Source organism: Noviherbaspirillum saxi, from assembly GCF_003591035.1.
Lineage (GTDB): Bacteria > Pseudomonadota > Gammaproteobacteria > Burkholderiales > Burkholderiaceae_D > Noviherbaspirillum > Noviherbaspirillum saxi.
In genome coordinates this window covers 2,741,222-2,764,321 of record NZ_QYUO01000001.1, presented here as the reverse complement: position 1 = coordinate 2,764,321, position 23,100 = coordinate 2,741,222, and the positions used below count along the sequence as shown (strand labels likewise).

The following is a 23,100-nucleotide window of genomic DNA, read 5'->3' as shown; positions in this document are numbered from 1 at the left end:
CCTTTCAGCTCCGTGCAAACAAACCCTGCGGGCGCAACATCAGCACCACGATCAGGAAAGCGAAGGCAATCGCGTTACGGTCGAGCAGCTTGCCGAGGTAGATGGTGCCGAAGGATTCGACCACGCCCAGCACTAGCGCGGCCATCAGCGTGCCGCGCACCGAGCCCATGCCGCCGAGCACGATGATCGCCAGACCCTTGTAGGAAGGCACGCTGCCCATCGTCGGTTCGACCAGGTTGTTCAGCAATGCGACCCAGACGCCGGCGAAGCCCGCGAGTGCGGAACCGACGAAGAAGTTGATGTCGCGTACCTGTTGCAGCTTGATGCCGAACGACTGCGCCATTTGCGGATCGGAGACCGTAGCCTGGCAGGCAACGCCGATTCGCGTGCGCGTCTGCAGGTAGGCGAGGACCGCAATGATGGCCGCGGTACCGGCCATCACCATCAGTTCCGCCTGCTTGAATTGCAGGCCGCCGAACAGTTCGACCTGTTGCTGTAGCGGCGGGGCCATGTAGGACAGGCCGGATGCGCCGAACACGATACGGAAGATTTCTTCGAAGGCGATATACAGGCCGATCGACGCGATCAGTGCGACGAAGGGCGGTTGCTTGAGCATCGGCTCGTAGCAGAGGCGGTACATCGCAACACCGGTGAGGCCGGCGGCGACCATGGCGATGACGAATGCCAGCGACAGACTGCCGGTGGCATTGGTCACCATGACGCCGAGATAACCGCCGAGAGTAAATAGTGCTGCATGTGCGACATGCAGGATGCGCAGCAAGCCATAGACCAGTGTCAGCCCCAGCGCCACCAGCGCGTAGATGCTGCCCTGGACCAGGCCTTGTGCGATCAGCTCGAGGAAGAGCATGATGATTCCTTGGTGTGAATAAGGTAAGACGGGTGGTAGACGGTGATTAATGCTTTACCGGCCAACTCCTTCCCCCTACGAGGGGGAAGGAACTCTAGGTCTTGCCAACTTATGGGTAATGATCAGCCCTCTGAGGGGGAGGGAACCGTGCAGCGACGGCAATGCTTTCTTACTTCGCCTTGCTCGGCGGCGACAGCAACGGACCCGAAATCACCGAATGCCGGCGGAATGCCTTGTCCTTCACGATCTGCACTTGTACATCCTTCTTCACTTCATGCAAATCGTTGAACGCGAGCTTGCCGATCGGCGTCTCGAACGTGCCTGCAGCCAGGGCATTCTTCAGTGCATCGCCGCCTTTGCCGCCGGTCTTTTGCAGACCTTCGATCAGCACGCTGGTGGCGGTGTACGTCCCGGCGGCCACCATATCGGCATTCACACCGGTTGCCTTGCGGAACTCGGCCATGAAGCTCTTGGTCGCTGGCGAATCCGAATCGCGGTCCAGTGAAGTGGTCAGGTAAGTGCCTTCGGCCGCGGCGCCGGCGATTTCAATGAACTTGTCCGAGTCATAGCCTTCCTGGCCGATGATCGGCGCTGTCACGCCAGCCGCGCGCAACTGGCTGACCAGCGGGCCAGCGGTAAAGAAATAACCGGATGCATAAATGATGTCGGGGTTGTCCGACTTCACCTTCGAGACCAGCGCGCCGAACTGGCGGTCTTGCATGCCGTATTCGTATTCATTGACGATCTGCAGGCCGAACTTGGCGGCGCCTTCCTTGAAGCCGGCGGCCAGTGCCTGCCCGAAGTCGTTCTTCAGCGTGATGACAGCGACGCGCTTCTTGCCCAGATTGTGCGCCAGCATCGAGCCGGCACGCCCCTGTACTTCGCCCATCGCGGCGGTGCGGAACATGTAGTCGCCGGTCAGCGTGATCTCGGGATGGATGGCGTAGGCGACGACGTAAGGCACTTTTCCTTGCTGGAAAATGCCTGCTGCCGCACGGGTCGAACCGGAATAGGAACCGGACACCGCACCCACAACCTTGTCTTTTTCCACCAGTTTGGTGGCGACCGGAACGGCTTCTTTTGGCGATGCCTGGTCATCGTAAATCACCAGTTCAAGCTTTTGGCCGGCGACGCCGCCCTTGGCATTGGCTTGTGCAACGGCCAGTTTTGCACCTTCGAGTGCGGACTTGCCGTCGGCAGCGGCAAAGCCGGTCAAAGGAACATTGAATCCGATCTTGAGATCGGCAAATGCTGGTGCCGAAAATGCCAGGCTTGCCAGCACGGCAGTAAGTAATTGCTTACGTTGAAACTTAATCATTGATTGTCTCCTCAGGATACTGATATCTGCATATACCGGGTTTGCCACTGATGCCGGCACTCTCGAAGCTGTTACAGCCATCCGCACCAGGTGCCGGATGGAGCCGCGGAATAAAGTGTAAGTTGTATAGACAACTTGCGCAACAAAAAAGTGAGTTGACAATACAAATTAAAACCATAGAATCGGGCGCATTGTGTTGAGCGGCATCAGGAGAAGAATTTGCGAGTGGAAGCAGACGAGGGCGGCGAAGCGGAACGGATACCGGCATTCCTGCATATCAAGAATTATTTGCTATCGGAAATTCATGCCGGACACTGGAAGGAAGGCGATGCAATCCCGTCCGAGCAAGCGCTCGCCAAGCAGTTCGGCGTCTCCCGGATGACGGTCAACCGGGCCGTGCGGGCATTGACCGACGAGCAAGTTCTTAGCCGCATCCAGGGATCGGGGACGTATGTGGCACAACAGAAGTACCAGTCGACACTGGTGGCCATCCGGAGCATCGCCGATGAAGTGCGCATGCGCGGCCATGTGCATCGCAGCGAACTGCATCTGCTGGAACGCAGCAAGGCATCCGACCATATGGCGCCGCCATTCGAAGTGAAGGTGGGTCATCCGCTGTTTCACTCGGTGATCGTGCATTTCGAGAACGAGGTACCGATCCAGGTCGAAGACCGCTGGGTCAATCCGGAGGTCGCGCCGGATTACATGCACCAGGATTTCTCAGCGATCACGCCGAATGAATATCTAATGGCGGCCGCGCCGCTGCAAGGCGTCAATTACAGTATCGAAGCCTTGCTCGCGCCGCGCGATATCGCCGACATGCTGCAGATACAGAAAGAGCCTTGCCTGGTGCTCAAGCGCCGTACGCTGTCGAAAGGGCAGGTGGCTTCGGTTGTGACGATGTGGCATCCGGGCAGCCGTTATCAGTTTGCCGGGAGTTTTTGAGCACGGTATTTGTGTTGTGACCGCTATTGCGGCTGGTATTCAGGCATGCAATGCGACTTTCTTCACCGGCTGCCGGAAACTGATCGCCATCCGGTTCCAGCCGTTCATGACTGCAATCGCAAAACCCAGATCCGCAATTTCGCGCTCGGAGAATTCCGAACTGAGCGCTTCAAACAGCGCATCCGGCATGTGACTGTCGGCGATCAGCGTCACCGCTTCGGTCCATGCCAGGACGGCACGTTCGCGTGCGCTGTAAAAAGTGGTTTCGCGCCACGTGACCAGGCTATTGATCCGCTGAAAATCTTCTCCCTGCCGTATCAGGTCGCGTGCATGCATGTCCACGCAATAGGCGCAGCCGTTGATTTGCGATATGCGCAGGAACACCAGGTCAATCAGTGGCTTGCCAAGGGGTGACTGCTCGAGTGCCGCGTTGACCCCAGCGAACGCGCGGTAGGCCTCGGGAGAAAGCGTTTGGTAGGGAAGGCGAATGCTTGACATGCTGCGGTCCTTTCTTCTAGTGGTAATGAAATGCTTCAACCACTAGACGGTGCAGCCTTCTGTTTTGTGACAAGGCTCAAGGCGTTAGTCACTCACAAGTTGCAGCTCCGCTGGAATCGCTTTGAGTTTGTCCGGATTGCGCACCGTGAACAACGCGGTGATGCGATTGCCATCGGTCATGAAGGACATCGCCGAGTCGAGCTGCCCGTCGATGAAACGCAGCAATCCCGGTTCGCCGTTGATCGTCGCATGACGGAATGCCATGTGCGGTCCGGCACGGCGCGCCACCACGTGAAACAGCCGCGCAATGCGATCGGCACCATGCAGAATATTGGTAACCGATACGGCCTTGCCGCCGGCATCGGCAGTCAGCGTGGCGTCGTCGGCAAACAGCGCGCTCAATTGCGCGCGATCGCCGGATTTCGCGGCCGCCATGAAGCGGTCGAGCAGGCGCAGGTGCACATCCTTGCTGACGACAAATCGGCGTCTTTCCTGCTGCACCCGCTCGCGCGCACGATGCACGATCTGGCGGCAGGCCGGCTGCGTTTTTCCCAACATCTCGGCAATATCGGGATAGTCGAGGTCGAATACCTGATGCAACAGGAATACCGCACGTTCTTCCGGGGACAGTCGTTCAAGCACCAGCATGAACGCGACCGAGACGTCGCTGGCAAGTTCTGCCGCCGCTTCCGGCGTCTGCGGTTCGGCCGTGACGAGCGGCTCGGGCAGCCAGGGGCCGATATACGCTTCCCGTTCGATCTTTGCGTGGCGCAACCGGTCCAGGCAAAGACGGGTGACGATCGTGACCAGCCATGCTTCGCCGCTGCGGATCTCCGATACGTCAGCCGCATGCCAGCGCAGATAGGCATCCTGCAATACGTCTTCGGTGTCGGTGCGCGAGCCCAGCATGCGGTAGGCGATGCCGAAGAGTTTGGGTCGGCAGTCAGTGAAATCCCGGGTGCGTTGCTGCATTGAATGCTCCTTTTGTTGAATGGCGAGAAATCGAGTCATCTCTCGCCAGACGTTTCAGCAGCCCGGTGTGTGACAGCACTACGCTAACTCAGGCGACCGGCACGCTCAGAAGTTGCCGACCGGTCCAGCCTTGTCCAGGCTGCAATACCACTGGTTCGATCACGCAAGCCGCTTCCACGCACAACATATGGAGCCAGCCCTCGTCTGGAAAATCGCTCAGCGCGGCCGCCTTGAGCGGTCCCGGATTCCAGACCACCGTGTCTGCAAAGCCTTCCTGCTCGATCTGGAGCGACGGCACGCCGTTTTCAAGCAGCATGAGCTTTTTGGGTGGCGACATATAAACCCGGTCCAGTTCCGCGCCTATCCTCACCGCCGGATCTTCCTGGAGCACCACGACATTGGCTGCGGTCGCGTCCTGATAGCGCACCTGCTGCAAACCTTCCAGGCTGGCCTGGCGCACATCGTCCACCCGCAGGTAGGTATGCAGCGCCGCGGTAAATTGCCATGGCTGGTCGCTGCGGTTGAGCGCGGATAGCGACACGATCAGGCGGCCGGGTTCCAGCGTCACGCCGACTTCCGCATGGAAGGCATGCGGCCAGATCGCGCGCGTCATCGCATCGTCGTCGATGAACATGGTCACCGCTGCCGGCGTTCGCCCTTCCGCCAGCGTCCACGGCATATTGCGCACAAAGCCATGCTTGACGATGGTTCCGCGATCCGAAAACTGCGGGAAGCAGACTGGAATGCCGGCGCGTATCGCGGCTGCAGGCACGCTCATGTCGGACGCTGTCATGCCGCCGGTGGCGGCGGACAGGTACATGCGTTCCTTGCCGTCGGCCGTTTTCCAGGAGACGACCTGGGCGCCTTGGGCAGTGACGAATGCCTGTTCGCCGAGTTCGTTGGACAGCGACAGTCCGGGCAATTGCTGCAAGGTTTCAGTGAAGCCGTCTGCCGGAATGCCGAGATCGATGCCGCCGAGGTCAGCGACTTCGCGCAGCGCGGTCACATGGCCGACGAAAGGGCTGCGTTCCTGCCACCCATTGTCGCGCGCCGGCACCAGCCAGTAGCCATGTTCATCCCGCGCGACCCAGAAGCGCGGCTGCTGCGTGTATTCGTAGAGAGTAAGCATGCTTGCCTTGATAAGTCGAGGTGTTCAGTGCTGCCTGTAGTCGATGCACACTTTAGAAAACTTGCCGCGTCAGCGCGACTTTCACGATGTACGCAAAAATCAGCAAGGCCGTGATAAATGCGGTAACGCGAATCGCCTTGGTCTTTCCGGTCTTGAGCGCGACGGTGCCGAGGATGATATAGGCGACGAGCGCGATGACCTTTGCGGTCAGCCAGTTCTGCACGAAAGGATATTGCGCACTCCATACCACCATGGTGATCGCGCTGGCCAGCAGCAGCGAATCGACCACATCCGGTGCGATTTTCAATACGCGTTTTTGCAGCGCCGGTGAATCGGCCAGCATCAGCAAGCCGCGAATCAGGAAAAGAATGCCGCTCAAGGCGACGAAAGTCATGTGAAAGTGCTTGACGGCGAGATAGCTCATGAAATGAAGAAGTAAGTGAATGGGAGAGGGCGACGGCAGTATGAATGGGCCGCGGCTGACATTTTAACAATGCTTGTTCGCGATCCACATGACTGGTATTCACAGAAGCATTGCCGCTTTGAAAATGCGGTCTTATGGTATGCCGAACAGAGAATCAGATATTCACTATAAAAATGTCAGATATCCGAACTGTCAATTGGATTTATATCTGGTCCCTACCTACACTAGTACCGTACTTAGACACTATTGAGAGGAACAGATCATGTCTACCGCAACCTATACTTCGTCCGCGCATACTTCCGCTGGCCTGAGCTACACCGAAAACCTTGGCCGCGCCGCGCGCGCGTTTCTTGCTGCGCTGCTCGCCGTCACGCCGGGCGTCAAGGCTGCACCTGCTGCAAAATCCAAGCGCGATGTCGGCTCCGTCGCAGAACTCTATCGCCTTGCAGGCGGCTACGATTCGATCCAGCCGAGCCTGGCGCAAGAACTGCGCGCATTGGCCAGCGTCGATCGCGACTAAGCGAGCCATTGCTGTACATCGGCGTCGCATAACTGCAACGGTTATGCAGGGCGCCTAAGCGGGAACGAGAATCGTCCGGAAAGTCAGGTTGATTCTCGCCTCTCGCGGCATGCGTTCTTTTGTGATCGTATGCTGCCATTTTCTTTGCGTCTCGCCTGCCATCAGCAGCAGGCTGCCGTCGGTCAGTTCGATCGACACCGGTGTGATGTCCTTGCGCGTCCTGTGACGAAGGCGGAATGTCCGTGTTTCCCCGAGGCTGAGCGAGGCGATCACCGGCAAGCGTCCGAGTTCCTGCTCGGCGTCGCTATGCCATCCGACGCCATCGTTTTCATCGCGATACAGGTTTAACAGCACACTGTTGAACCGCTGTGACGTTGCAGCTTCAACATCATGCTTGATGGCCAGCAGCGTATCTGTCCAGGGCAACGGATGAAAGCGTTTTCCGGAATAGGCGTACACGCTGCCCGCGTCGCCATACCAGGCAGACAGGCGCGGTTGCAGATATTCCTTTTCCCACAACACAATGCTTTCCTGCCGCCATGGCGTTTCTGCAAGCAGCGCTTGCATCAAGGCTTGCGATTGCGGCGTGCGATAGAACCCATGCATAAACCTCACATCCGCATCGACCATAGGAATCGGTTCGAGCGCCGGCGCGTCGTCAAACAGTGAAAAGCTGTCGTTCATGATGCATCGGGGACTGCGCCCGCAGGATACCCGGCGTTCAGCCGAGCAGGCGGAAGCGCGGCATGGTTTTTCCGTCTACCGTCACCTGCTCGAAAAACATCTCGGCATTACGGTGTACCAGTTGCGGCCAGTCGGTCTCGTACAAGGGGCGGTACACGACGCAGACTTCATTGGTTTCCGTATTGCGCGACAGGCCGAGCACGAAATATTTCTTGCCTTTGTAATGCTCGTAAATGCCGGGAGTCAGTGCGGGCACAGCCATGTCGATATCGTTTCCGTGTCGAAAAATAGGAACGTGCAGCGGCCTACTTGGGCCACAACACCATTTGCGTGCAACGGAAAGTTGCCATCAGCTTGCCGGTGTCGCGATGACGCACCAGCGCATCCCAGACCTGGGTATTGCGGCCGAGATGCACAGCCTTTGCTTCGCAGTCGATCACGCCTTCGCGCGCAGTGCCAAGGAAATTGCTCTTGAGTTCGATGGTGGTAAAGTTTTGCGCACCTTCAGGCAGATGGGCGACGCAGGCATAGCCGCATGCGGTATCAGCCAGCGTCACTACGCTGCCTGCATGCAGATAGCCATTCGGCGCAAGATGCGAGCGCTGCACCGTCAGTTCGGCATGCAGGAAACCCTGCCCGACCTCGGTGACTTCGATACCCAGCAAACCGGGAAGATAACCTTCGCCTATCTTGTTGAAATGCGTGAGATTTTTCGACGACTCCATGCAACCTCCATCGCGGCTATGCCGCTTTCTTCACTAGTTGAAATACGGTGCGCGTCAGTGCGTCCATGTCGACGTCGCTGACCATTTGCGCAAATTCCTTTTGTACATGCTTCCATAGCGGCACGGCCTGCTTGAGCTTTTCCTCGCCCGCCTTGGTAACGCGCCAGTGACGCTCACGGCGGTCTTCGCCCGGCGTTACCTCGATCCAGCCGCTGTCGTGAATGATCTTCAGCGTGCGGGTCAGCGTGGTGCTGTCCATCGCCATCCGTTCCGCCATTGCGCCGGTGGTCGCTCCGGGAAATGCGGTAAGCACGCGCAGGATGCCGAACTGCGTGATCTTCAAGCCGGAAGGCTTGAGTGCCTGGTCATACATTTGCGTCACGACGCGTGACGCCTGTCGGATAGAGCCGCAATAGCAGGGCAGACGCAGGGGTTCCACGGATGATCGGGTCAGTAAAAAAATGAATGAAAAGAATATATATGCATGTACATCTAATGTCAAACCGGGGCTTGCGCGGCATGCGGAACACCAGAGCTTGTGCAGATAGACGAAATGGCATTGAACTTCAGGCTATGGCGGCACTTCCAATCGGTTTGCCAATATGTCGGGAGTAACAAGAATGCATCATTCCATCCAGCATACAATCGGTGCGCCGTCGACCGGACGCCGCAATACCTGGCTGATCGCCGGTGCTGCCGCACTCGCGGCGTCTGCATTTTTCGTCCGGCAGCGCACTCGACAGGCAGAGCTGGAAAATCCGCCGATAGGAGAATTTTTGCAGATCGATGGCGTGCGCCTGCATTATGTCGATCGCGGGCAGGGACAGCCGGTCGTGCTATTGCACGGCAACGGCAGCATGATTCAGGATTTCGAAACCAGCGGTCTGATCGACCTCGCGTCGAAAAATTATCGTGTCATTACCTTCGACCGCCCGGGCTATGGATACAGCGAAAGACCGCGCACCACTCTCTGGACACCGCAAGCCCAGGCGCGCCTGCTGCATCGCGCATTACTGCAACTGGGCATTGAGAATCCCGTCATCGTCGGTCATTCCTGGGGCACGCTGGTCGCCTTGTCACTGGCGCTGGAGCAGCCCGACTATGTGAAGGGGCTGGTATTGCTGTCGGGTTATTACTATCCGACCGCGCGCATGGATGTCCCGCTGGCATCGCCGCCAGCCATACCCGTCATCGGCGACCTGATGCGATTCACCATATCGCCTTTGCTTGGCCGCGCGATCTGGCCGGCAATAATGCTGCACCGGATTTTCGGTCCGGCGCCGGTGCCGGAGCGTTTCAAGGCCGATTACCCGGTATGGATGGCGCTGCGTCCGTCGCAACTGCGCGCGAGTGCCGCCGAAGCCGTGCTCATGATTCCAGCCGCGTATTCGCTGCGCGATCGTTATCATGAGCTGACCATGCCGGTTGTCATCATGGCAGGCGATAGCGACCGCCATGTCGATACCCATGGCCAATCCGAACAGTTGCATGGCGAACTGCCGCACAGCACGCTGCATATCACGACCGAGGCCGGGCATATGGTGCATCATCTCGCGCCCGAGGAAGTCATGGCGGCAATCGACCAGGCGGCCACGGCCGTCGGTGCAGAGTTGCGCGGGCAGGGGACGCATGTATTCCCCGCGCCGGCACAGCTGAATTAGGCCGTTGCAACGGTAGTCTTTAATCCCGGAATGCGCTGCGAAACTGGCGCGGCGATGCGCCGACACTGTCGCGAAAACGATGGCTGAAGTGGCTGAGGTCGGCGTAGCCGCAGGCATCGGCGATGTGCTGCAGCGGTAGCGTCGAAGTTTTGAGAAGCTCGCGCGCGCGGTCGATGCGGCGCGCCGCGATCCATGCATATGGCGGCATGCCGAATGAAATGCGAAACATGCGTGCGAGATGATATTCCGACATGCAGGCAATCGCTGCGAGCATGCCAAGCGTGATCTGCTGGTCGAGACTTGCCTCGATATAGTCGGCCATACGCCGCCGAATCGCGGGAGCGAGACCGCCTTTCAATACCGGATCGCGTCGCAGTGCACCCTGTGAGTGCAACAGATGACTGAGCGCTTCATGCGTGGTTTCATTGACGCGCAGCAGCGCATCCGGGCCTTGCCACGACATTTTTTCAAGGCCCGCGCACAGTTGCGCGATGTGCGCGTGTTCGAAATAGGTACGGTCGGCGAGCGTGAGTTCGCGCGGTTCTCGGTCGAGTTCCACCACCGCGCGCCGGGTGAAATGCTCGGGCAGAAAATAGACATGCAAAAAGCGCAGCCTGTCGCGCACCAGCCAGCGCGATTCGTGTTCGTCGGGCAGCGTGCACAGCCGTCCGGGACTGCCGAAAACGCCGGGCAATTCATTGCGTTCGGTACGGTAGCCGCCGCCGAGGTAATACGACAGCGTGTGATGGCCCGGCCGAATATAGGCGGTTTCCTCTTCATCGGTTTCGCGCGTCCAGATCGCTACGGCCAGATCGTCGCCGAGCCAGGCAAAACGTTCCAGTTCGGCATTGGTTCCCCGCAGCGTATTAAACACCGCATGGGTGATGCCGCCTGAATCAGGTGGTAGGTCGGCAGGGATGTTGGAGGAAGCGTGCATATCGGCTCACTGTAACACCTCCCCGACGAGCGCGTGTTTTTGCCCATGACGCACACGACAATAAGCGCAAGAATCGACAAGTGGAACGCTGGTTGTTTTGGCAACCCCGGACGCCGTTTTTGTTCGCGTCGAAATGCAGCAATTTCAGACAAGTCCACGCTGCTTGCCTGCCTCATGCTGACTGCAAGCTATCAAGGGGCATTGCCATGAATTCCTTTCTTTACGTACTGACCGTGCTGATCTGGGGCTCGACCTGGATTGCCATCAAGTGGCAGCTTGGTGTCGTTCCTGCGCCGGTGTCGATCGCTTTCCGGTTCTGGATTGCGGCAGTTGTGCTGCTATTGATCCTGGCCGTTCTGCGCAAGCCGGTGCGACCGCCGCGTGCGGCATGGCGTTATCTGCTGGCGCAGGGCGCGGCGCTGTTCTGCTGTAACTTCCTCTGTTTTTACTATGCCAGCCAATGGGTGCCCAGCGGTCTGGTGGCGGTCGTGTTTTCTACCGCGCCACTATGGAATTCAATCAATGGGCGACTCTTTCTGGGCCGCACCATCCAGCCGCAAGTCATCGTCGGTGCGCTGCTCGGTCTGACGGGAATCGTCATGCTTTTCTTGCCGCAGATGAGCGGACATTGGGGCGAGGCGACGATGCTGCAGGGACTAGGACTTGCCTTGCTCGGCACCTTGTTTTTCTCGACCGGCAATCTGCTGTCGAGCAAGATGCAGTCGTTGGGATTGACACCATGGCTGACCAATACCTGGGCCATGTTTTTCGGTGCGGCGATTCTGACCGTGATCGGCTTGCTGCTCGGTCTGCCGTTTGTGATCGACCCCAGCCCGCGCTATATCGGGTCGCTGCTGTATCTGGCGATTCCGGGATCGGTGATCGGTTTTACCGCTTACCTGTTGCTGGTCGGGCGGCTCGGTCCCGAGAAGGCAGCGTATTGCACGGTGCTGTTCCCGGTGGTGGCGCTGACGATCTCGACCTTTTACGAAGGCTATCAGTGGAGTCTGCTCGCGTTTGCCGGACTGGCTTGCGTCCTGGGCGGCAACCTGTTGGCATTCCTGCCGGTACGGCAGCGTCGTCCCGCGGCCGCCTAGCAGCCTGCTGGCACGGGCTTCAATGCGCTGCACGAGGCTCGGCGTCGCGTCAATGCAGTATCTGGCCGAGAAAGTGCCGCGCGCGTTCGTGCTGCGGATGATCGAAGAATTCCGCCGGCGTGTTCATCTCGACAATGCGGCCCCCGTCCATGAATACCACGCGGTCGGCTGCTTGCCGCGCGAAACCCATTTCATGCGTGACGCAGATCATCGTCATGCCTTCGTCGGCCAGCGCCAGCATGGTGTCGAGCACTTCCTTCACCATTTCCGGATCGAGCGCCGAGGTCGGCTCGTCGAACAGCATGATCTTCGGCATCATGCACAATGCGCGGGCGATCGCGACGCGCTGCTGCTGGCCGCCGGACAGTTCGCGCGGGTACTTGTGCGCATGCTCGGGAATGCGCACGCGCAGGAGGTACTGCATCGCGATGTGCTCCGCTTCGCCGCGCGGGATACCCTTGACGAAGACCGGCGCGAGCATGCAGTTTTCCAGCACGGTCAAATGCGGAAACAGGTTGAACTGCTGGAACACCATGCCGACTTCGCGTCGTACCGTATCGATGCGGCCGATATCGCCGGTCAGTTCGGTTCCGTCAACGATAATGCGGCCGGACTGGTGTTGTTCCAGCCGGTTGATGCATCGGATCATCGTCGACTTGCCGGAGCCGGATGGCCCGCAGACGACGATGCGCTCGCCGCGCGCGACGGTCAGGCTGACGTCTGTCAATACCTGGAAATTACTGAACCATTTGCTGACGCCCGCCAGCTCGATCGCCGCGCCGGGATTCATCGCGTCGGCTCCATCGCCTTGAACATCTGATAGCTGCGTGCCGCTGCGCCGAACGCCTGGAAGATCCGGCGCGACACGTCATTGTCGGAAGCCATGAATTCCGGATGCCATTGCACGCCGAGCGCAAAGCGCTTGTCCGGGATGCTGACCGCCTCGACCGTACCATCCTGCGCGACTGCCTCGATCATCAGGCCATCGCCGAGACGATCGATCGCCTGCACATGCAGGGAATTCACCTGGCGCGTGCCGGCGCCGAGCACGCCACCGAGGATGCCGCCATCGGCAATGGTGACCGCATGCGATGGCGCATACAGCACATGCGGCGGGTCGCTCTTGTCCCATGCATCATGGCAGAAGAACTTGTCGTCGCTATGGATGTCCGGGGTCAATGTGCCGCCGCGGCTGACATTCAATTCCTGCATGCCGCGGCAGATCGCCAGCAAAGGCACGTCATACGCGAGCGCATGGCTGATCAGTTCGAGCGCGGCGTTATCGCGCTCCTGGTCGAACGGCAGATGGCGATGTTCGTCGGCGTCCGGATCGAAATGCCGCGGGTGCACATTCGATACCGCGCCGGTCAGCATCACGCCGTCGAGCGATTGCAGGATGTCTTCGGACAGATGCCTGTGCGGATTGAGCGCCGGGATGATCACGACCGCAACATCGGCAACCTGCATCAGTGCATCGAGGTATTTGTGATCGACCGATTGCGCCGGCAATGTGCCATCCATGATGGCGTTCGACAGCACGCCGACGACCGGCCGGTTGCGCGACGCAGGCGCGTGCTTGAGTCCGATATCCATATCGTTTTATCGCTTTGATGATTGTTTGGATTGGTGGTTTATCTGCTGCGATCCGATGCGGCGAAATGTCGTTCGATACGGGTTTGCGCGAGTTCAAGCACGATCGACAGCGCCCAGTAGATCAGCGACGCGGTGATCAGCATTTCGAGCACGCGGAAATCCGCCCTGCCTTGCGCACGGGCGACGAACATCAGGTCCCATACGCCGACCACCGACACCAGTGACGAATCCTTCAGCATCGCGATGAACTGGTTGCTGGTCGGCGGAATGATCACGCGCATTGCCTGCGGCATGATGACCTTGCGTAAGGTCATTGCGCGGGAAAGTCCCAGCGCTTCCGCCGCTTCCCATTGGCCGCGCGGAATGCTTTCGATGCCGGCACGGAAAATCTCGGTCATGTACGCGCCGTAGCAGGTCGACAGCGCGATCACGCCGGCCGGAATCGGATCGATCACGAAGCCGATCTGCGGCAAGCCCACATAGATCAGGAACAGCTGCATCAGCAGCGGAATGCCGCGGAAGTATGAGGTGTAAAACGCGGCAACTCCCATTGCGATGCCGTTACCCGACAGCTTTGCAAGTGCCCCGACAATGGCCAGCACGAACGCGATCGCAATCGCCATGGCCGAAATATACAGCGTCGTCACCATGCCATCGCTGATCAGGAATGGCAGCTTTTCGATAATGAAACCGGCGTTTAGCTGGAACGAATAAAAGAACGCAAGGAACAGGATCAATAGCGAAAGCCACACCAGCTGCATCTGCCGCCGCGTCGGCAGGCGCAGCAGCACAAACAGATAAAGTGCAGCGGCGCTGGCGACCAGCAGCGCCGCTGCCAGTCGCGGCCAGTCGGTCCACTGCAATGCGGTGCCCAGCGCGGTTCGCTCAAGCGGCACCAGCACCGCGATCAGCAGGGTAAGGGCGAATGCGGCAACCACGCTCGGCTGCCGCAGTCCGCCGTCATGACGGATGATCTGCACGGGAGGTCGCCTTGCTTATTGCGCTGTCGTGTAGTCGATGCCGTACCACTTTTCCGACAGCTTCTTCAGCGTGCCGTCTTTTTTCATCGCGGCGACGATTTCGGCGACCTTGTCATTGAATTCCTTGTCGCCCTTGTCGGTGGCGATTGCGAGTGGCTCATAGAACACCGGCTTGTCGAGCATCTTCAGCGGCATGCCCTTGTCGATCGCGGCCTTGATCGTCGGCAGCGACTGCAGCACGGCGTCGAGGCGCACGCCGTCACCCATTGCCAGATCGACCAGCTCGTTGGCGTCGCCATAGCCGCGCACTTTCTTGGTCGTCACCTGATATTCGAACTTCGGTGTGTCGACTGCATCGATCACCAGCTTGCGGTCGACATAGCCCTGGAAGGTGGATGCCGACACCACGCCGATGGTCTTGTCGTTCAGATCCGATACTTTCTGCGCCTTCGACTCCTTGTGCACCGCGAACACCGCCGGGGTGAAGTAATACACGGCCGGGAAGTCGAGCACTTCGGCGCGCTTCTTGGTTGGCGTGACCGAGCCGACCACCATGTGCCAGCGGCCAGACCAGCGGCCGGCGGTCATGATTTCCCAGCCCGGCGTGACGAAGCTGGCCTTGGCGCCAAGACGCGTGGCGATTTCCTTGGCAACGTCGACGTCGAAGCCGTCGAGCTGGTTGTTTTTGTTCATGAATGCCTGCGGCGCATAGTCGGAATTGGTCGCGACCTTGAGTTCCTTGGTCTTGAGCACCGTGTTCAGTGTCTCTCCCGCGACGGCGCAGGAAGCGCTCAGTCCGAACATGGCGGTTGCCAGTACACCTGCTGCAATGTGTTGAATTTTTTTCATGAAATGTCTCCAGGTCGTTGGAATTGGTTGAAGGGCGCGGCATTCCCGGCGAAGCATGTAATGTCGCGAGCGTTCACTTGCGCCAGAGGCTAACACCGCAAAATCCGGTCAGTCCAATCAAATTTCTTGTCGTATTTATTAACTGATTCTATATATAATCTGCGGATGCTCCGCGGCCAGTTCATCCCGACCATTATCGAGTTGCGAACCTTCGAGGCCGTTGCGCGGTTGCGCTCGATTTCGGCCGCTGCGGCCGAGCTTGCCTGCTCGCAGCCGACCGTCACCTACCGCATTCGCGAACTGGAGCAGCGCTGGTCGGTCGAGTTGTTTACGCGCACCACCAGGACGCTCGAATGGACGGAAACCACCCATCACTTCTATGCACGCGTGCGCGCGCTGCTCACAGAGATCGAAAACATTTCGTCCGAAATCCAGAATGTGGCGTTGAACCAGTTGAGCGTCAGCGTCTCGCCATCGTTTGCGGCGACCTGGCTGGTTGCACGTCTGTCATTGTTTGGGGAGACGCATCCGGAGATTGATCTGCGACTGTCGGCGACCAACCGCTTCGTCGACCTCGCGCGCGAAACGGTCGATCTCGCAGTGCGCCTGACGCCGCATCGGGCGCGGCTCGACGACGATCTGGGCGCGGCAACCTTGCTCAAGGATGAACGGCTGGTGCTGGTGTGCAGCCCTGCCTATGCACAGCGCTGGAAATGCGGCGCCGACATCCGCGAACTGACACAGGCGACGCTGCTTTGGCATGAAGACACCGACCACTGGCAGCGCTTTTTCCGTCACTATCTTGGCGATACCGCGCCGCGGACCGGGCCGTGCTTTAACAATGGCGACCTGGTGATCAGGAGCGCGATCGGCAATCAGGGCGTCGGCATCATGCGCGAACTGCTGGCGGTCGATGCATTGCGGCAGGGCCAGCTGGTGCGGCCGTTTTCGCACACGCTGCCATGCGAGGATTCTTACCTGGTGCTGTTTCAGAAACGGATGGCAAGCAGCCGAAAGATCATCGACTTCGTCAAATGGATACAGGATGAGGCGGCCGAGTCGATCGTGTGGGTGCGGCTCGCCTCGGCCTCGCCTAGTAACCGCGACGATAGCGATAGCCCTTGTAGTTAAGGACCATTCCGGACGGCGTCATCTTTTCGAGCACGAGACCGGGAGCGGCTTCGTCGCCCTCGCGCAGGAGCCGCTTGTTGATCAGCACCGAACGGTCCGCCTTGTTGCCGGAGTAAATGTAGCCGCCGACGGTCAGTGGCGGGATTTCGCGTCGTATGGTGTCCGGCAGATCTTGCAAGGTGCCGATTGCTGGCTCGGGTGCCTTGGCCGCCTTCGGTTCTTCCGCGGCGACGGCGCGTTTTTTCTCGGCGGGCTTTTTCGGTGCCGGTTTTTCTTTTGGTTGTTCCGGCTCCGCGGCCACAGGGGGGGCGGGGACTGCAGCGATCGGGGGAACTGTTTCCGGCGCAGGACTCGGGCCTGGCTGTACCGGCGCAGGCTTGACGGTGGCCTTGCCGGCGTCATTGCGGTTTACCGTGAGCCATGCGGCACCCGCCAGCGAGACGGTCAGCGCGGCAACCGCAGCCCAGGGCAGGGCGCGGCGCCAGGCAGGGTGATTGTGCGAAGCCGCGGCGAGCGGCGGTAGCGGAGCGGTGCGGTGCGCGGAGCCATTGCGTTCGGATTCCGCTTTTTTCAATGCTTCGAGGATATAGGACATCAGGGCCTTTTTATCTGCGGTCGCGCAGGCGGGGCTCTTCCACCCCTGCAGCGCGATTGATATGCATTGCGGTCACCGGCCCCAGGATGCCATCGACATGCAAGCCATGCGCCTGCTGGAACAGGCCTACCTGCCTGACCATATGCGGCCCGTATTTTTCCCCGGCGGCCGGGGCTTCGATACCGTTCAGCTTCGACAGTTGCTGCGCCAGCCAGTCGACATGGGGTCCGGAATCGCCGGGCTTGACCGCGCCGCTGAATCCGGGCGGCGTATGCCACAAGGTAACGAACTCGCCATGGAAGTACCGAGCCAGCACGGCCAGGCTCACGTCCTGGCTCAACTCGCCCGCGCGCAGTGTCGCTTCGGTATCGCTTATCCGTGTCAGCAATAGATGCGCGATACGTTTCTTCTGGTCTTGCAGCTTGATCGCAACCGGGCGGTCCAGGGTGCGAATCTCGCCAAAGCCGCCGCTGCCCCAGTAACAGCGCACATCGGATTGCCTGACCGCTTCGCAGGGATTGCCGCCGGCCGGCGGCAGACCCCATAGTGCGGCAAGTTGTGCGATCGCCGTGTTTTCATTGCCCAGGCCGGCCAGCGCGCTGCCGTCCTGTTCGGACAATAATGCCGGCGCGCTGGCCAATGGCGTGTCATCGCTGCCGGGCCGGGCAGCAGATGGCGTGGCGGCGGGTGCGGCAGGCGCGGGTGCGGCAACGGCAGGCGGGGCTTCCGGCGTTGCCATGGAAACGGGTGACGCGGCAAGCGTTCGCACGATCGTCGGGTCATATAGCAGATAGCCTATGCCGGCCGCCAATGCGGCGCCTGCCAGCAAGCCGGCTGTCATCGCCCGCCGCCGTGGCCGTGGCCGTGGCCGCGGCCCGGTACCTGTGCCTTGCCTGCTCTGGTTAATGAACAGTTCCGCACCGGCGGTTTCAATCATGTTGCGGTCGATCGCATGTGTATTGCGCGCATACGCGCCTAGCATCGCGCGGTCGCACAGCAGGTTGATGCGACGCGGCACGCCTTTGGTGAGCCGGTGAATCTGTTTTGTCAGCGATGGCTGGAAGGGCGAAGCCGAATTCAGGCCGGCAGTCGCCAGACGATGCTGGATATAGCTTGCGGTCTCCTGTTCCGACAGCGCCGTCAAGTGGTAGTGGGCGATCACGCGTTGCGCCAGTTGTTCGAGTTCGGGTCGCGACAACATCTCGCGCAGCTCCGGCTGGCCGATCAGAATGATCTGCAGCAGCTTGCGCTCGTTGGTTTCCAGATTGGTCAGCAGGCGCAATTGTTCCAGCACATCGGGCGAAAGGTTCTGCGCCTCGTCGATGATCAGCACGTTGTTACGGACGTTCGCATGCGCGGCCAGCAGGTAAGCGTTCAGCGCATCGATGTATTCCTTGATGCTGGGCGCCGTTTGCCGTCCATCCGGCAAGGTGATATGGAACTCGTCGCAGATCGCCTGCAGCAGCTCGTTGACGCTGAGCTTGGGATTGAAGATGTAGGCGACATTGCAGTTGGCCGGCACCTGCTCCAGGAAGCAGCGGCAGATCGTGGTCTTGCCGGTGCCGATATCGCCGGTCAGCAGCACCAGTCCGCCACCGCTGTCCACGCCATACAGCAGGTGCGCCAAGGCTTCCCGGTGGCGCTCGCTCATGAACAGGTAGCGCGGATCGGGAGAGATGGAAAAGGGGGCCTGGTGCAGGCGGAAAAATTCTGTGTACATGAGGTTTCGGAAAGCGACTTGCTAGGATAGCATGCATGCATTGCGCCATAGGCATGCTGACACAACGCAAGATTTCTTCCGGGTATTGTCTGCATGCGGCGCTTGTCGATAATTAGCCATGAGACGTCGTTATCACTACCATGTGTATGTCATCGAACTGTCGCAGGATGTGCTGTACGAAGCGCGCTTTCGCAAATCCAATCCCGATTACGTGAGCGGCAAACCCTGCGTCTATGTCGGCATGACTGGACTCAATCCCGACGTGCGTTTCGACAAGCACAAGGCCGGCATGCAGGCGAACCGCTTCGTTCAGGAATATGGATTGCGACTACTGCCCCAGCTCTACGAAATGTATAACCCCATGCCCTATGACGGCGCGCGCGACATGGAGGTGGAGCTGGCCATCGGCTTGCGCGAAGCTGGTTATGGGGTATGGCAGGCCTGATCGAAGATCACGCCTCAATGCTTCTTCGGCGGCAATTCCCCGCGCAAGGCATCGAGCGCAACCGAATGATGCCCGCTGCGCCACACCAGCTTCGTCTTTGCGCAGGCGACTTTTTTCGGCAAGGCGAACGCCTCGACTTCCGCTTCCGCGCGCACCGCGCCCAGTACCGAACGCGGGACAATGGCAATCCCCGAGCCGGCCGCAACACAGGCGACGATGGCGTGATAGGACGCCAGTTCCAGCACGCGATCGGGGACAACGGATGACATGCCCAGCCAGTCTTCCAGAATGCGCCGGTACGAGCATCCGGTGGAAAACGCGATCAGCGTACGTTTTTGCAAATCCTTCGGTGTCTTGATCGAGGGCGAATTCTTTGGCGTGATCAACACCAGTTCTTCCTCGAAAGCATCGATCATTTCCAGGTCCGTTGCGGCGAAGGGTTCGGCGACAAAGGCCGCTTCCACTTCAAAACGGCGTACCTTGTCGACCAGCGCGCCTGAAGTGCCCGTCACCAGTTCGATCTGCACATCGGGATATTGCTGGTGATAACGCGACAACAGCGGCGGCAGGCGTGCTGCGGCCGTGCTTTCCATGGTGCCGATGCGCAATACCCCGCGCGGGGTGCCGCTGCGGATCGCGGTCTCGGCTTCGGACGACAGGCGCAGCAGGCGTTCCGCATAGGCGAGCAGCACCTTGCCTTCGGACGACAGCACCAGTTTGCCGCCCTGGCGTTGAAACAGTTTGACGCCCAGACGGTCTTCCAGATTCTTGACCCGGGTAGTGATGTTGGATTGCACGCGGTTAAGCTGGCTGGCCGCCTTGGTGATCCCGCCAAAATCGACGACCGTCTTGAAAATATGCAGCGACTCAAGGTCAATGTTTCTCATTTTGAGAACCTCCGTTCTTTATTATTCATTTTTCAGGATGTCTCGGTCAAGGTAGACTTGCTGCCATGTCGAACAAGATCTCTGTTTCCGGCTGTGCCGCCACCGCTGCTCCGACCGGTGTGGCCAAGGCCTTCGCCGGTCTTGCCGCACTGGCCGTCGCGATGGGCATAGGGCGTTTCGCCTTCACGCCGGTACTGCCGATGATGCTGCAGGACGGCAGTCTTTCCATCGCGTCCGGCGGCTTGCTGGCATCGGCGAACTATCTCGGTTATCTGCTTGGCGCACTCAGCGCGATGTGGATACGTGTGCCGCCCGAAAAAGCAATCCGTGCCGGCCTGACTGCCATTGGCCTCACGACCGTAGCGATGGCCTTGCCTCTGCCGTATGCGGGCTGGCTGCTGTTGCGGCTGGCGGCGGGCATCGCGAGTGCGTGGGTGCTGATTTCAGTGTCCGCTTGGTGCATGGAAACCCTGGCGAAATACCGGCGGCCGTTTCTCAATAGTCTGGTGTTCGCGGGCGTGGGCACCGGCATCGCCAGCGCCGGTTTGCTGTGCATCGCGCTGATACAAGGCGGCGCTGCGGCGTCTCATGCCTGGATGACGCTCGGCGTCGTCTCGGTCGGCGTCACTGCGCTGATCTGGCGCTTTTTCCGTCGACAGACACCGGTGGTGCCGGCTCAGCAGGCCCATGGCACACCATCGGGCCGATATTCCTGGAACGCGCAAGCACTGCGGTTGGTGGCCTGCTACGGGATTTTCGGCTTCGGCTACATCATTCCGGCGACCTTCCTGCCGGTCATGGCAAAGAATGCGCTGCAGGGATCGGTGGCCTTCGGTTGGTCGTGGCCGGTGTTCGGCCTTGCCGCCGCCTTGTCGACGCTGACGGTGGCAGCGCTGGTCGCGCGCATCGGCAATCGCCGGCTGTGGATGATCAGTCACTTCATCATGGCGGCCGGTATCCTGCTGCCGGTGATTTCTTCCGGCATTGCGGCAATCTTCGCGGCGGCATTGTGCGTGGGCGGCACCTTCATGGTCATTACGCTGGCTGCCTTGCAGGAAGCCAAACGCGTGGCCGGACGCGATGCCACGGTGCTGCTGGCCGCGATGACCTCGGCGTTTGCGACCGGCCAGATCGTCGGCCCATTGACGGTCAGCGCCGGCACTTCAGGCGCCGGCAATTTTTCGGTCGGACTGATAATCGCGGCGGTACTCATTGCCGGCAGCGCCTTTCTGCTGGCGATGCGCGACAAACCGCAGCAATCCTGATTCAACGAATTCAGCAACTTCAACGATCAACAACCAGGGGAACACGATGGCGAAACCGGAACTTCACAATTGCATGCCCGGCCCGGAGCGCATGCCAGCCTTGACGATGGAAGCGATGGACGATGCGCAACGCGCAGCGGCGCAGGAACTGATCGCCGGTCCGCGCGGTGCGGTGTTTGGTCCCTTCATTCCGCTGATGCGCAGTCCCGAGCTGCTGAACCGTCTGCAGAAAGTCGGAGAGTACCTGCGCTTCGGCAGCGCGCTGGACAAACGCATCAGCGAGTTCGCGATGCTGGTCGTGTCACGCCAGTGGACCCAGCAATTCGAATGGTGCATGCATTACCCGCTGGCGCTGCAGGCAGGCGTGCAGCAGGAAGTGCTCGATGCGCTGGCGCAGGGACGCCGGCCGCAAGGGATGGCGCCGGATGAAGAACTCGCATACGAAATATGCGATGAACTGGCGCGCATGCATGGCGTGTCGGACGGTACCTATGCGCGTGCGGTCGCTACTTTCGGCGAGCGTGGCGTGGTCGACCTGCTTGGCCTGGTTGGCTACTTCACGACCGTGTCGATGATCATGAATGTTGCCCGCACGCCGCCGATGCAGGATGCTAAGGCAGCGCCGCTTGCTTCCTTTCCGCTTTGATGCGACTTACCCACCACGCGGCGGCGGCCAGTCCCAAGTAAGTCATCAGCAACTGCTGCGCCACCGCGTTGCCGGTATCGGGCTGGTGCAGCAGGCTGAAGACCTGCAAGCCGCTCATCCCTACGCCCAGCAACAGGAAACGGTTGCGGTTGGCGCCCGCGACCGGCAGGCACAGCACTATCCCGGTCCACAGCAGCACAAGCTCCAGCAGCAGCGCAAAGCCGCGGTAATTCCACCAGCCGAAGCCGACCTTGATGCTGTCGAACCAAAGAGGCAGGTCAGGAATATGGACCAGCAGATCCAGTGCCCAGTGCGACGCGACCGCCATTGCGATCACCATAGTCGCGCGCAATCTTGATGCAGGCGCCCACATCCAGCACAGCAGCGCGGCACCGAGCGACCATACCAGCGCGCTCGACAGGCTGTGGGTGTAGGGCATGAAATACAGATCCAGACCGTTCGAGGCGGTAAACCCCGGCACGATCCGCAGCTTCTCGACACCAAGCAGCACAAACGCCCCCCAGAACAGGTCGATCAGCTGGCAGGCGATAAACAGGAGCGGCAGCGGCAGGGCGGGCGCAAGCCGTTTGGCGACAAATGCCGCCGAGTAGTGACCGATGAACATGAACGGTTTTCTCCTTCATTTGTCGCGAATGTGTTGTGCGCAAATTAAACCGGATCACAAGGGTTTGAGCCATAACATATTTATGGCATATTGCTGTAAATAAACCTAAGCGCGACAAGCGGTGTTGCCAAAAAGAGAAGAGAAAGAGAGAGTCATGTTATTTCTGAAAAGTACGGCAGTGCCCGTTGCGCCTGGTGTCTTCACGGTCGATGTCGCAGCCAAGCCGCCAGGCAAGACCTTCATGATTTACATTGCGGTCGATGCGGCCAATCCGCCCACGGATTTCATTGGCGCGGTCGAAGGCATGGGCTTCAAGCAGGTGCTGACCAAGCCGTATACCCACCATGATGGCAAGAAGATCATGGACATCCATTTCCAGAAGGCCGGCACCGATATTTTCGAAGGATGGACGGACGCGGAAAAGAACGCGAATCTCGCGCTGATGCAGGAGGTGCTCGGCAAGTTCGATGTGAGCTTTACGCCGCGCGTAATGTCGCTGGCGGAAGCGTATCGCTGAGCCTACGCAGTTAGTCGGACTGCATAAGAAAAAAAAGGCGGACCATGCGGTCCGCCTTTGTGTTTTCAT

28 protein-coding genes are annotated in these 23,100 nt (G+C 59.7%); 9 read left to right on the top strand and 19 right to left on the bottom strand.

Translation table 11 applies throughout. The features are described 5' to 3' along the window. Positions 1 to 4: 4 nt before the first annotated feature. Both D3871_RS13065 and D3871_RS13060 read right to left on the bottom strand, forming a co-directional pair. Positions 5 to 868 carry a branched-chain amino acid ABC transporter permease gene (locus tag D3871_RS13065; RefSeq protein WP_119769287.1) on the bottom strand — a complete coding sequence of 288 codons (864 nt, stop codon included), beginning with the start codon at positions 866 to 868 and terminating at the stop codon, positions 5 to 7. A 169-nt stretch (positions 869 to 1,037) separates the two neighbouring features. After that, positions 1,038 to 2,186 (bottom strand): ABC transporter substrate-binding protein, encoded by a 1,149-nt coding sequence (locus D3871_RS13060; protein ID WP_119769286.1) that lies wholly within the window; start codon positions 2,184 to 2,186, stop codon positions 1,038 to 1,040. Between the two features lie 219 nt (positions 2,187 to 2,405). On the opposite strand from D3871_RS13060, the gene hutC reads away from it, so the two are divergent. Beyond that, a complete protein-coding gene (hutC, locus tag D3871_RS13055; RefSeq protein ID WP_420799644.1) occupies positions 2,406 to 3,131 on the top strand; it encodes a histidine utilization repressor in 726 nt (241 codons plus the stop codon). A 39-nt stretch (positions 3,132 to 3,170) separates the two neighbouring features. On the opposite strand, the gene D3871_RS13050 is transcribed toward hutC, so the two are convergent. The 4 genes from D3871_RS13050 to D3871_RS13035 form a co-directional block, all read right to left on the bottom strand. Further along, on the bottom strand, positions 3,171 to 3,629 hold the full coding sequence (locus D3871_RS13050; protein WP_119769285.1) for a carboxymuconolactone decarboxylase family protein: 459 nt from the start codon (positions 3,627 to 3,629) through the stop codon (positions 3,171 to 3,173). Positions 3,630 to 3,713: 84 nt separating this feature from the next. Continuing rightward, complete coding sequence (locus tag D3871_RS13045) at positions 3,714 to 4,601, bottom strand: RNA polymerase sigma-70 factor (protein ID WP_119769284.1); 888 nt, start codon at positions 4,599 to 4,601, stop codon at positions 3,714 to 3,716. A gap of 88 nt (positions 4,602 to 4,689) precedes the next feature. After that, the gene (locus D3871_RS13040) at positions 4,690 to 5,730 is read right to left on the bottom strand and encodes a D-hexose-6-phosphate mutarotase (protein ID WP_119769283.1); all 1,041 of its coding nucleotides are present in this window, start codon (positions 5,728 to 5,730) and stop codon (positions 4,690 to 4,692) included. A gap of 52 nt (positions 5,731 to 5,782) precedes the next feature. Continuing rightward, positions 5,783 to 6,154 carry a SirB2 family protein gene (locus D3871_RS13035; RefSeq protein WP_119769282.1) on the bottom strand — a complete coding sequence of 124 codons (372 nt, stop codon included), beginning with the start codon at positions 6,152 to 6,154 and terminating at the stop codon, positions 5,783 to 5,785. A gap of 262 nt (positions 6,155 to 6,416) precedes the next feature. Here D3871_RS13035 and D3871_RS13030 point away from each other — a divergent pair, with 262 nt between their 5' ends. Beyond that, a complete protein-coding gene (locus D3871_RS13030; protein ID WP_119769281.1) occupies positions 6,417 to 6,674 on the top strand; it encodes a hypothetical protein in 258 nt (85 codons plus the stop codon). A gap of 54 nt (positions 6,675 to 6,728) precedes the next feature. On the opposite strand, the gene D3871_RS13025 is transcribed toward D3871_RS13030, so the two are convergent. Genes D3871_RS13025 through D3871_RS13010 form a run of 4 tightly spaced genes read right to left on the bottom strand, consistent with a single transcriptional unit; the run spans position 6,729 to position 8,456 of the window. Then, positions 6,729 to 7,358 (bottom strand): alpha-ketoglutarate-dependent dioxygenase AlkB family protein, encoded by a 630-nt coding sequence (locus D3871_RS13025; RefSeq protein WP_119769280.1) that lies wholly within the window; start codon positions 7,356 to 7,358, stop codon positions 6,729 to 6,731. A 37-nt stretch (positions 7,359 to 7,395) separates the two neighbouring features. After that, positions 7,396 to 7,620, bottom strand: coding sequence for a DUF1653 domain-containing protein (locus tag D3871_RS13020; protein WP_119769279.1), 225 nt, complete (start codon positions 7,618 to 7,620; stop codon positions 7,396 to 7,398). A 43-nt stretch (positions 7,621 to 7,663) separates the two neighbouring features. Next, entirely contained in the window at positions 7,664 to 8,083 is a 420-nt protein-coding gene (locus D3871_RS13015) for a PaaI family thioesterase (protein WP_119769278.1), read from the bottom strand. A 16-nt stretch (positions 8,084 to 8,099) separates the two neighbouring features. Further along, positions 8,100 to 8,456 (bottom strand): MarR family winged helix-turn-helix transcriptional regulator, encoded by a 357-nt coding sequence (locus tag D3871_RS13010; protein WP_119769277.1) that lies wholly within the window; start codon positions 8,454 to 8,456, stop codon positions 8,100 to 8,102. Positions 8,457 to 8,703: 247 nt separating this feature from the next. Between D3871_RS13010 and D3871_RS13005 the strand changes: the two genes are divergently transcribed. Further along, positions 8,704 to 9,744, top strand: coding sequence for an alpha/beta fold hydrolase (locus tag D3871_RS13005; RefSeq protein ID WP_119769276.1), 1,041 nt, complete (start codon positions 8,704 to 8,706; stop codon positions 9,742 to 9,744). Positions 9,745 to 9,763: 19 nt separating this feature from the next. On the opposite strand, the gene D3871_RS13000 is transcribed toward D3871_RS13005, so the two are convergent. Beyond that, on the bottom strand, positions 9,764 to 10,681 hold the full coding sequence (locus D3871_RS13000; RefSeq protein ID WP_119769275.1) for a helix-turn-helix transcriptional regulator: 918 nt from the start codon (positions 10,679 to 10,681) through the stop codon (positions 9,764 to 9,766). Between the two features lie 206 nt (positions 10,682 to 10,887). Here D3871_RS13000 and D3871_RS12995 point away from each other — a divergent pair, with 206 nt between their 5' ends. After that, complete coding sequence (locus tag D3871_RS12995; RefSeq protein ID WP_119769274.1) at positions 10,888 to 11,778, top strand: DMT family transporter; 891 nt, start codon at positions 10,888 to 10,890, stop codon at positions 11,776 to 11,778. A gap of 49 nt (positions 11,779 to 11,827) precedes the next feature. Here D3871_RS12995 and D3871_RS12990 read toward each other — a convergent pair whose 3' ends face one another. Genes D3871_RS12990 through D3871_RS12975 form a run of 4 tightly spaced genes read right to left on the bottom strand, consistent with a single transcriptional unit; the run spans position 11,828 to position 15,200 of the window. After that, a complete protein-coding gene (locus D3871_RS12990; RefSeq protein ID WP_119769273.1) occupies positions 11,828 to 12,568 on the bottom strand; it encodes an amino acid ABC transporter ATP-binding protein in 741 nt (246 codons plus the stop codon). Further along, positions 12,565 to 13,371, bottom strand: a complete 807-nt coding sequence (locus D3871_RS12985) for a gamma-glutamyl-gamma-aminobutyrate hydrolase family protein (protein WP_119769272.1) — start codon at positions 13,369 to 13,371, stop codon at positions 12,565 to 12,567. The genes D3871_RS12990 and D3871_RS12985 overlap by 4 nt, the downstream gene beginning before the upstream one ends. 38 nt (positions 13,372 to 13,409) lie before the next feature. Then, entirely contained in the window at positions 13,410 to 14,351 is a 942-nt protein-coding gene (locus D3871_RS12980; protein ID WP_199724765.1) for an amino acid ABC transporter permease, read from the bottom strand. A 15-nt stretch (positions 14,352 to 14,366) separates the two neighbouring features. Beyond that, positions 14,367 to 15,200: a transporter substrate-binding domain-containing protein gene (locus D3871_RS12975; protein ID WP_119769271.1), complete on the bottom strand. Its 834-nt coding sequence runs from the start codon at positions 15,198 to 15,200 to the stop codon at positions 14,367 to 14,369. A gap of 165 nt (positions 15,201 to 15,365) precedes the next feature. Between D3871_RS12975 and D3871_RS12970 the strand changes: the two genes are divergently transcribed. Next, a complete protein-coding gene (locus D3871_RS12970; protein ID WP_119769270.1) occupies positions 15,366 to 16,331 on the top strand; it encodes a LysR substrate-binding domain-containing protein in 966 nt (321 codons plus the stop codon). On the opposite strand, the gene D3871_RS12965 is transcribed toward D3871_RS12970, so the two are convergent. Together D3871_RS12965 and D3871_RS12960 are read right to left on the bottom strand one after the other, a co-directional pair. Next, complete coding sequence (locus tag D3871_RS12965) at positions 16,294 to 16,926, bottom strand: general secretion pathway protein GspB (RefSeq protein ID WP_119769269.1); 633 nt, start codon at positions 16,924 to 16,926, stop codon at positions 16,294 to 16,296. The genes D3871_RS12970 and D3871_RS12965 overlap by 38 nt on opposite strands. A gap of 10 nt (positions 16,927 to 16,936) precedes the next feature. Further along, a complete protein-coding gene (locus tag D3871_RS12960; RefSeq protein ID WP_119769268.1) occupies positions 16,937 to 18,646 on the bottom strand; it encodes an ExeA family protein in 1,710 nt (569 codons plus the stop codon). Positions 18,647 to 18,764: 118 nt separating this feature from the next. Between D3871_RS12960 and D3871_RS12955 the strand changes: the two genes are divergently transcribed. Next, entirely contained in the window at positions 18,765 to 19,091 is a 327-nt protein-coding gene (locus D3871_RS12955; protein WP_119769267.1) for a hypothetical protein, read from the top strand. A 14-nt stretch (positions 19,092 to 19,105) separates the two neighbouring features. On the opposite strand, the gene D3871_RS12950 is transcribed toward D3871_RS12955, so the two are convergent. Continuing rightward, the gene (locus tag D3871_RS12950) at positions 19,106 to 19,978 is read right to left on the bottom strand and encodes a LysR family transcriptional regulator (RefSeq protein WP_119769266.1); all 873 of its coding nucleotides are present in this window, start codon (positions 19,976 to 19,978) and stop codon (positions 19,106 to 19,108) included. Between the two features lie 65 nt (positions 19,979 to 20,043). Between D3871_RS12950 and D3871_RS12945 the strand changes: the two genes are divergently transcribed. Both D3871_RS12945 and D3871_RS12940 read left to right on the top strand, forming a co-directional pair. Continuing rightward, positions 20,044 to 21,243: a YbfB/YjiJ family MFS transporter gene (locus tag D3871_RS12945; RefSeq protein WP_119769265.1), complete on the top strand. Its 1,200-nt coding sequence runs from the start codon at positions 20,044 to 20,046 to the stop codon at positions 21,241 to 21,243. 46 nt (positions 21,244 to 21,289) lie between these two features. Further along, entirely contained in the window at positions 21,290 to 21,889 is a 600-nt protein-coding gene (locus D3871_RS12940) for a carboxymuconolactone decarboxylase family protein (RefSeq protein ID WP_233575595.1), read from the top strand. Here the strand turns inward: D3871_RS12940 and D3871_RS12935 are convergent. Beyond that, on the bottom strand, positions 21,855 to 22,514 hold the full coding sequence (locus tag D3871_RS12935; RefSeq protein ID WP_119769264.1) for a hypothetical protein: 660 nt from the start codon (positions 22,512 to 22,514) through the stop codon (positions 21,855 to 21,857). The genes D3871_RS12940 and D3871_RS12935 overlap by 35 nt on opposite strands. A 154-nt stretch (positions 22,515 to 22,668) precedes the next feature. Between D3871_RS12935 and D3871_RS12930 the strand changes: the two genes are divergently transcribed. Further along, a complete protein-coding gene (locus D3871_RS12930; protein WP_119769263.1) occupies positions 22,669 to 23,031 on the top strand; it encodes a hypothetical protein in 363 nt (120 codons plus the stop codon). The last annotated feature ends 69 nt before the right edge of the window (positions 23,032 to 23,100 follow it).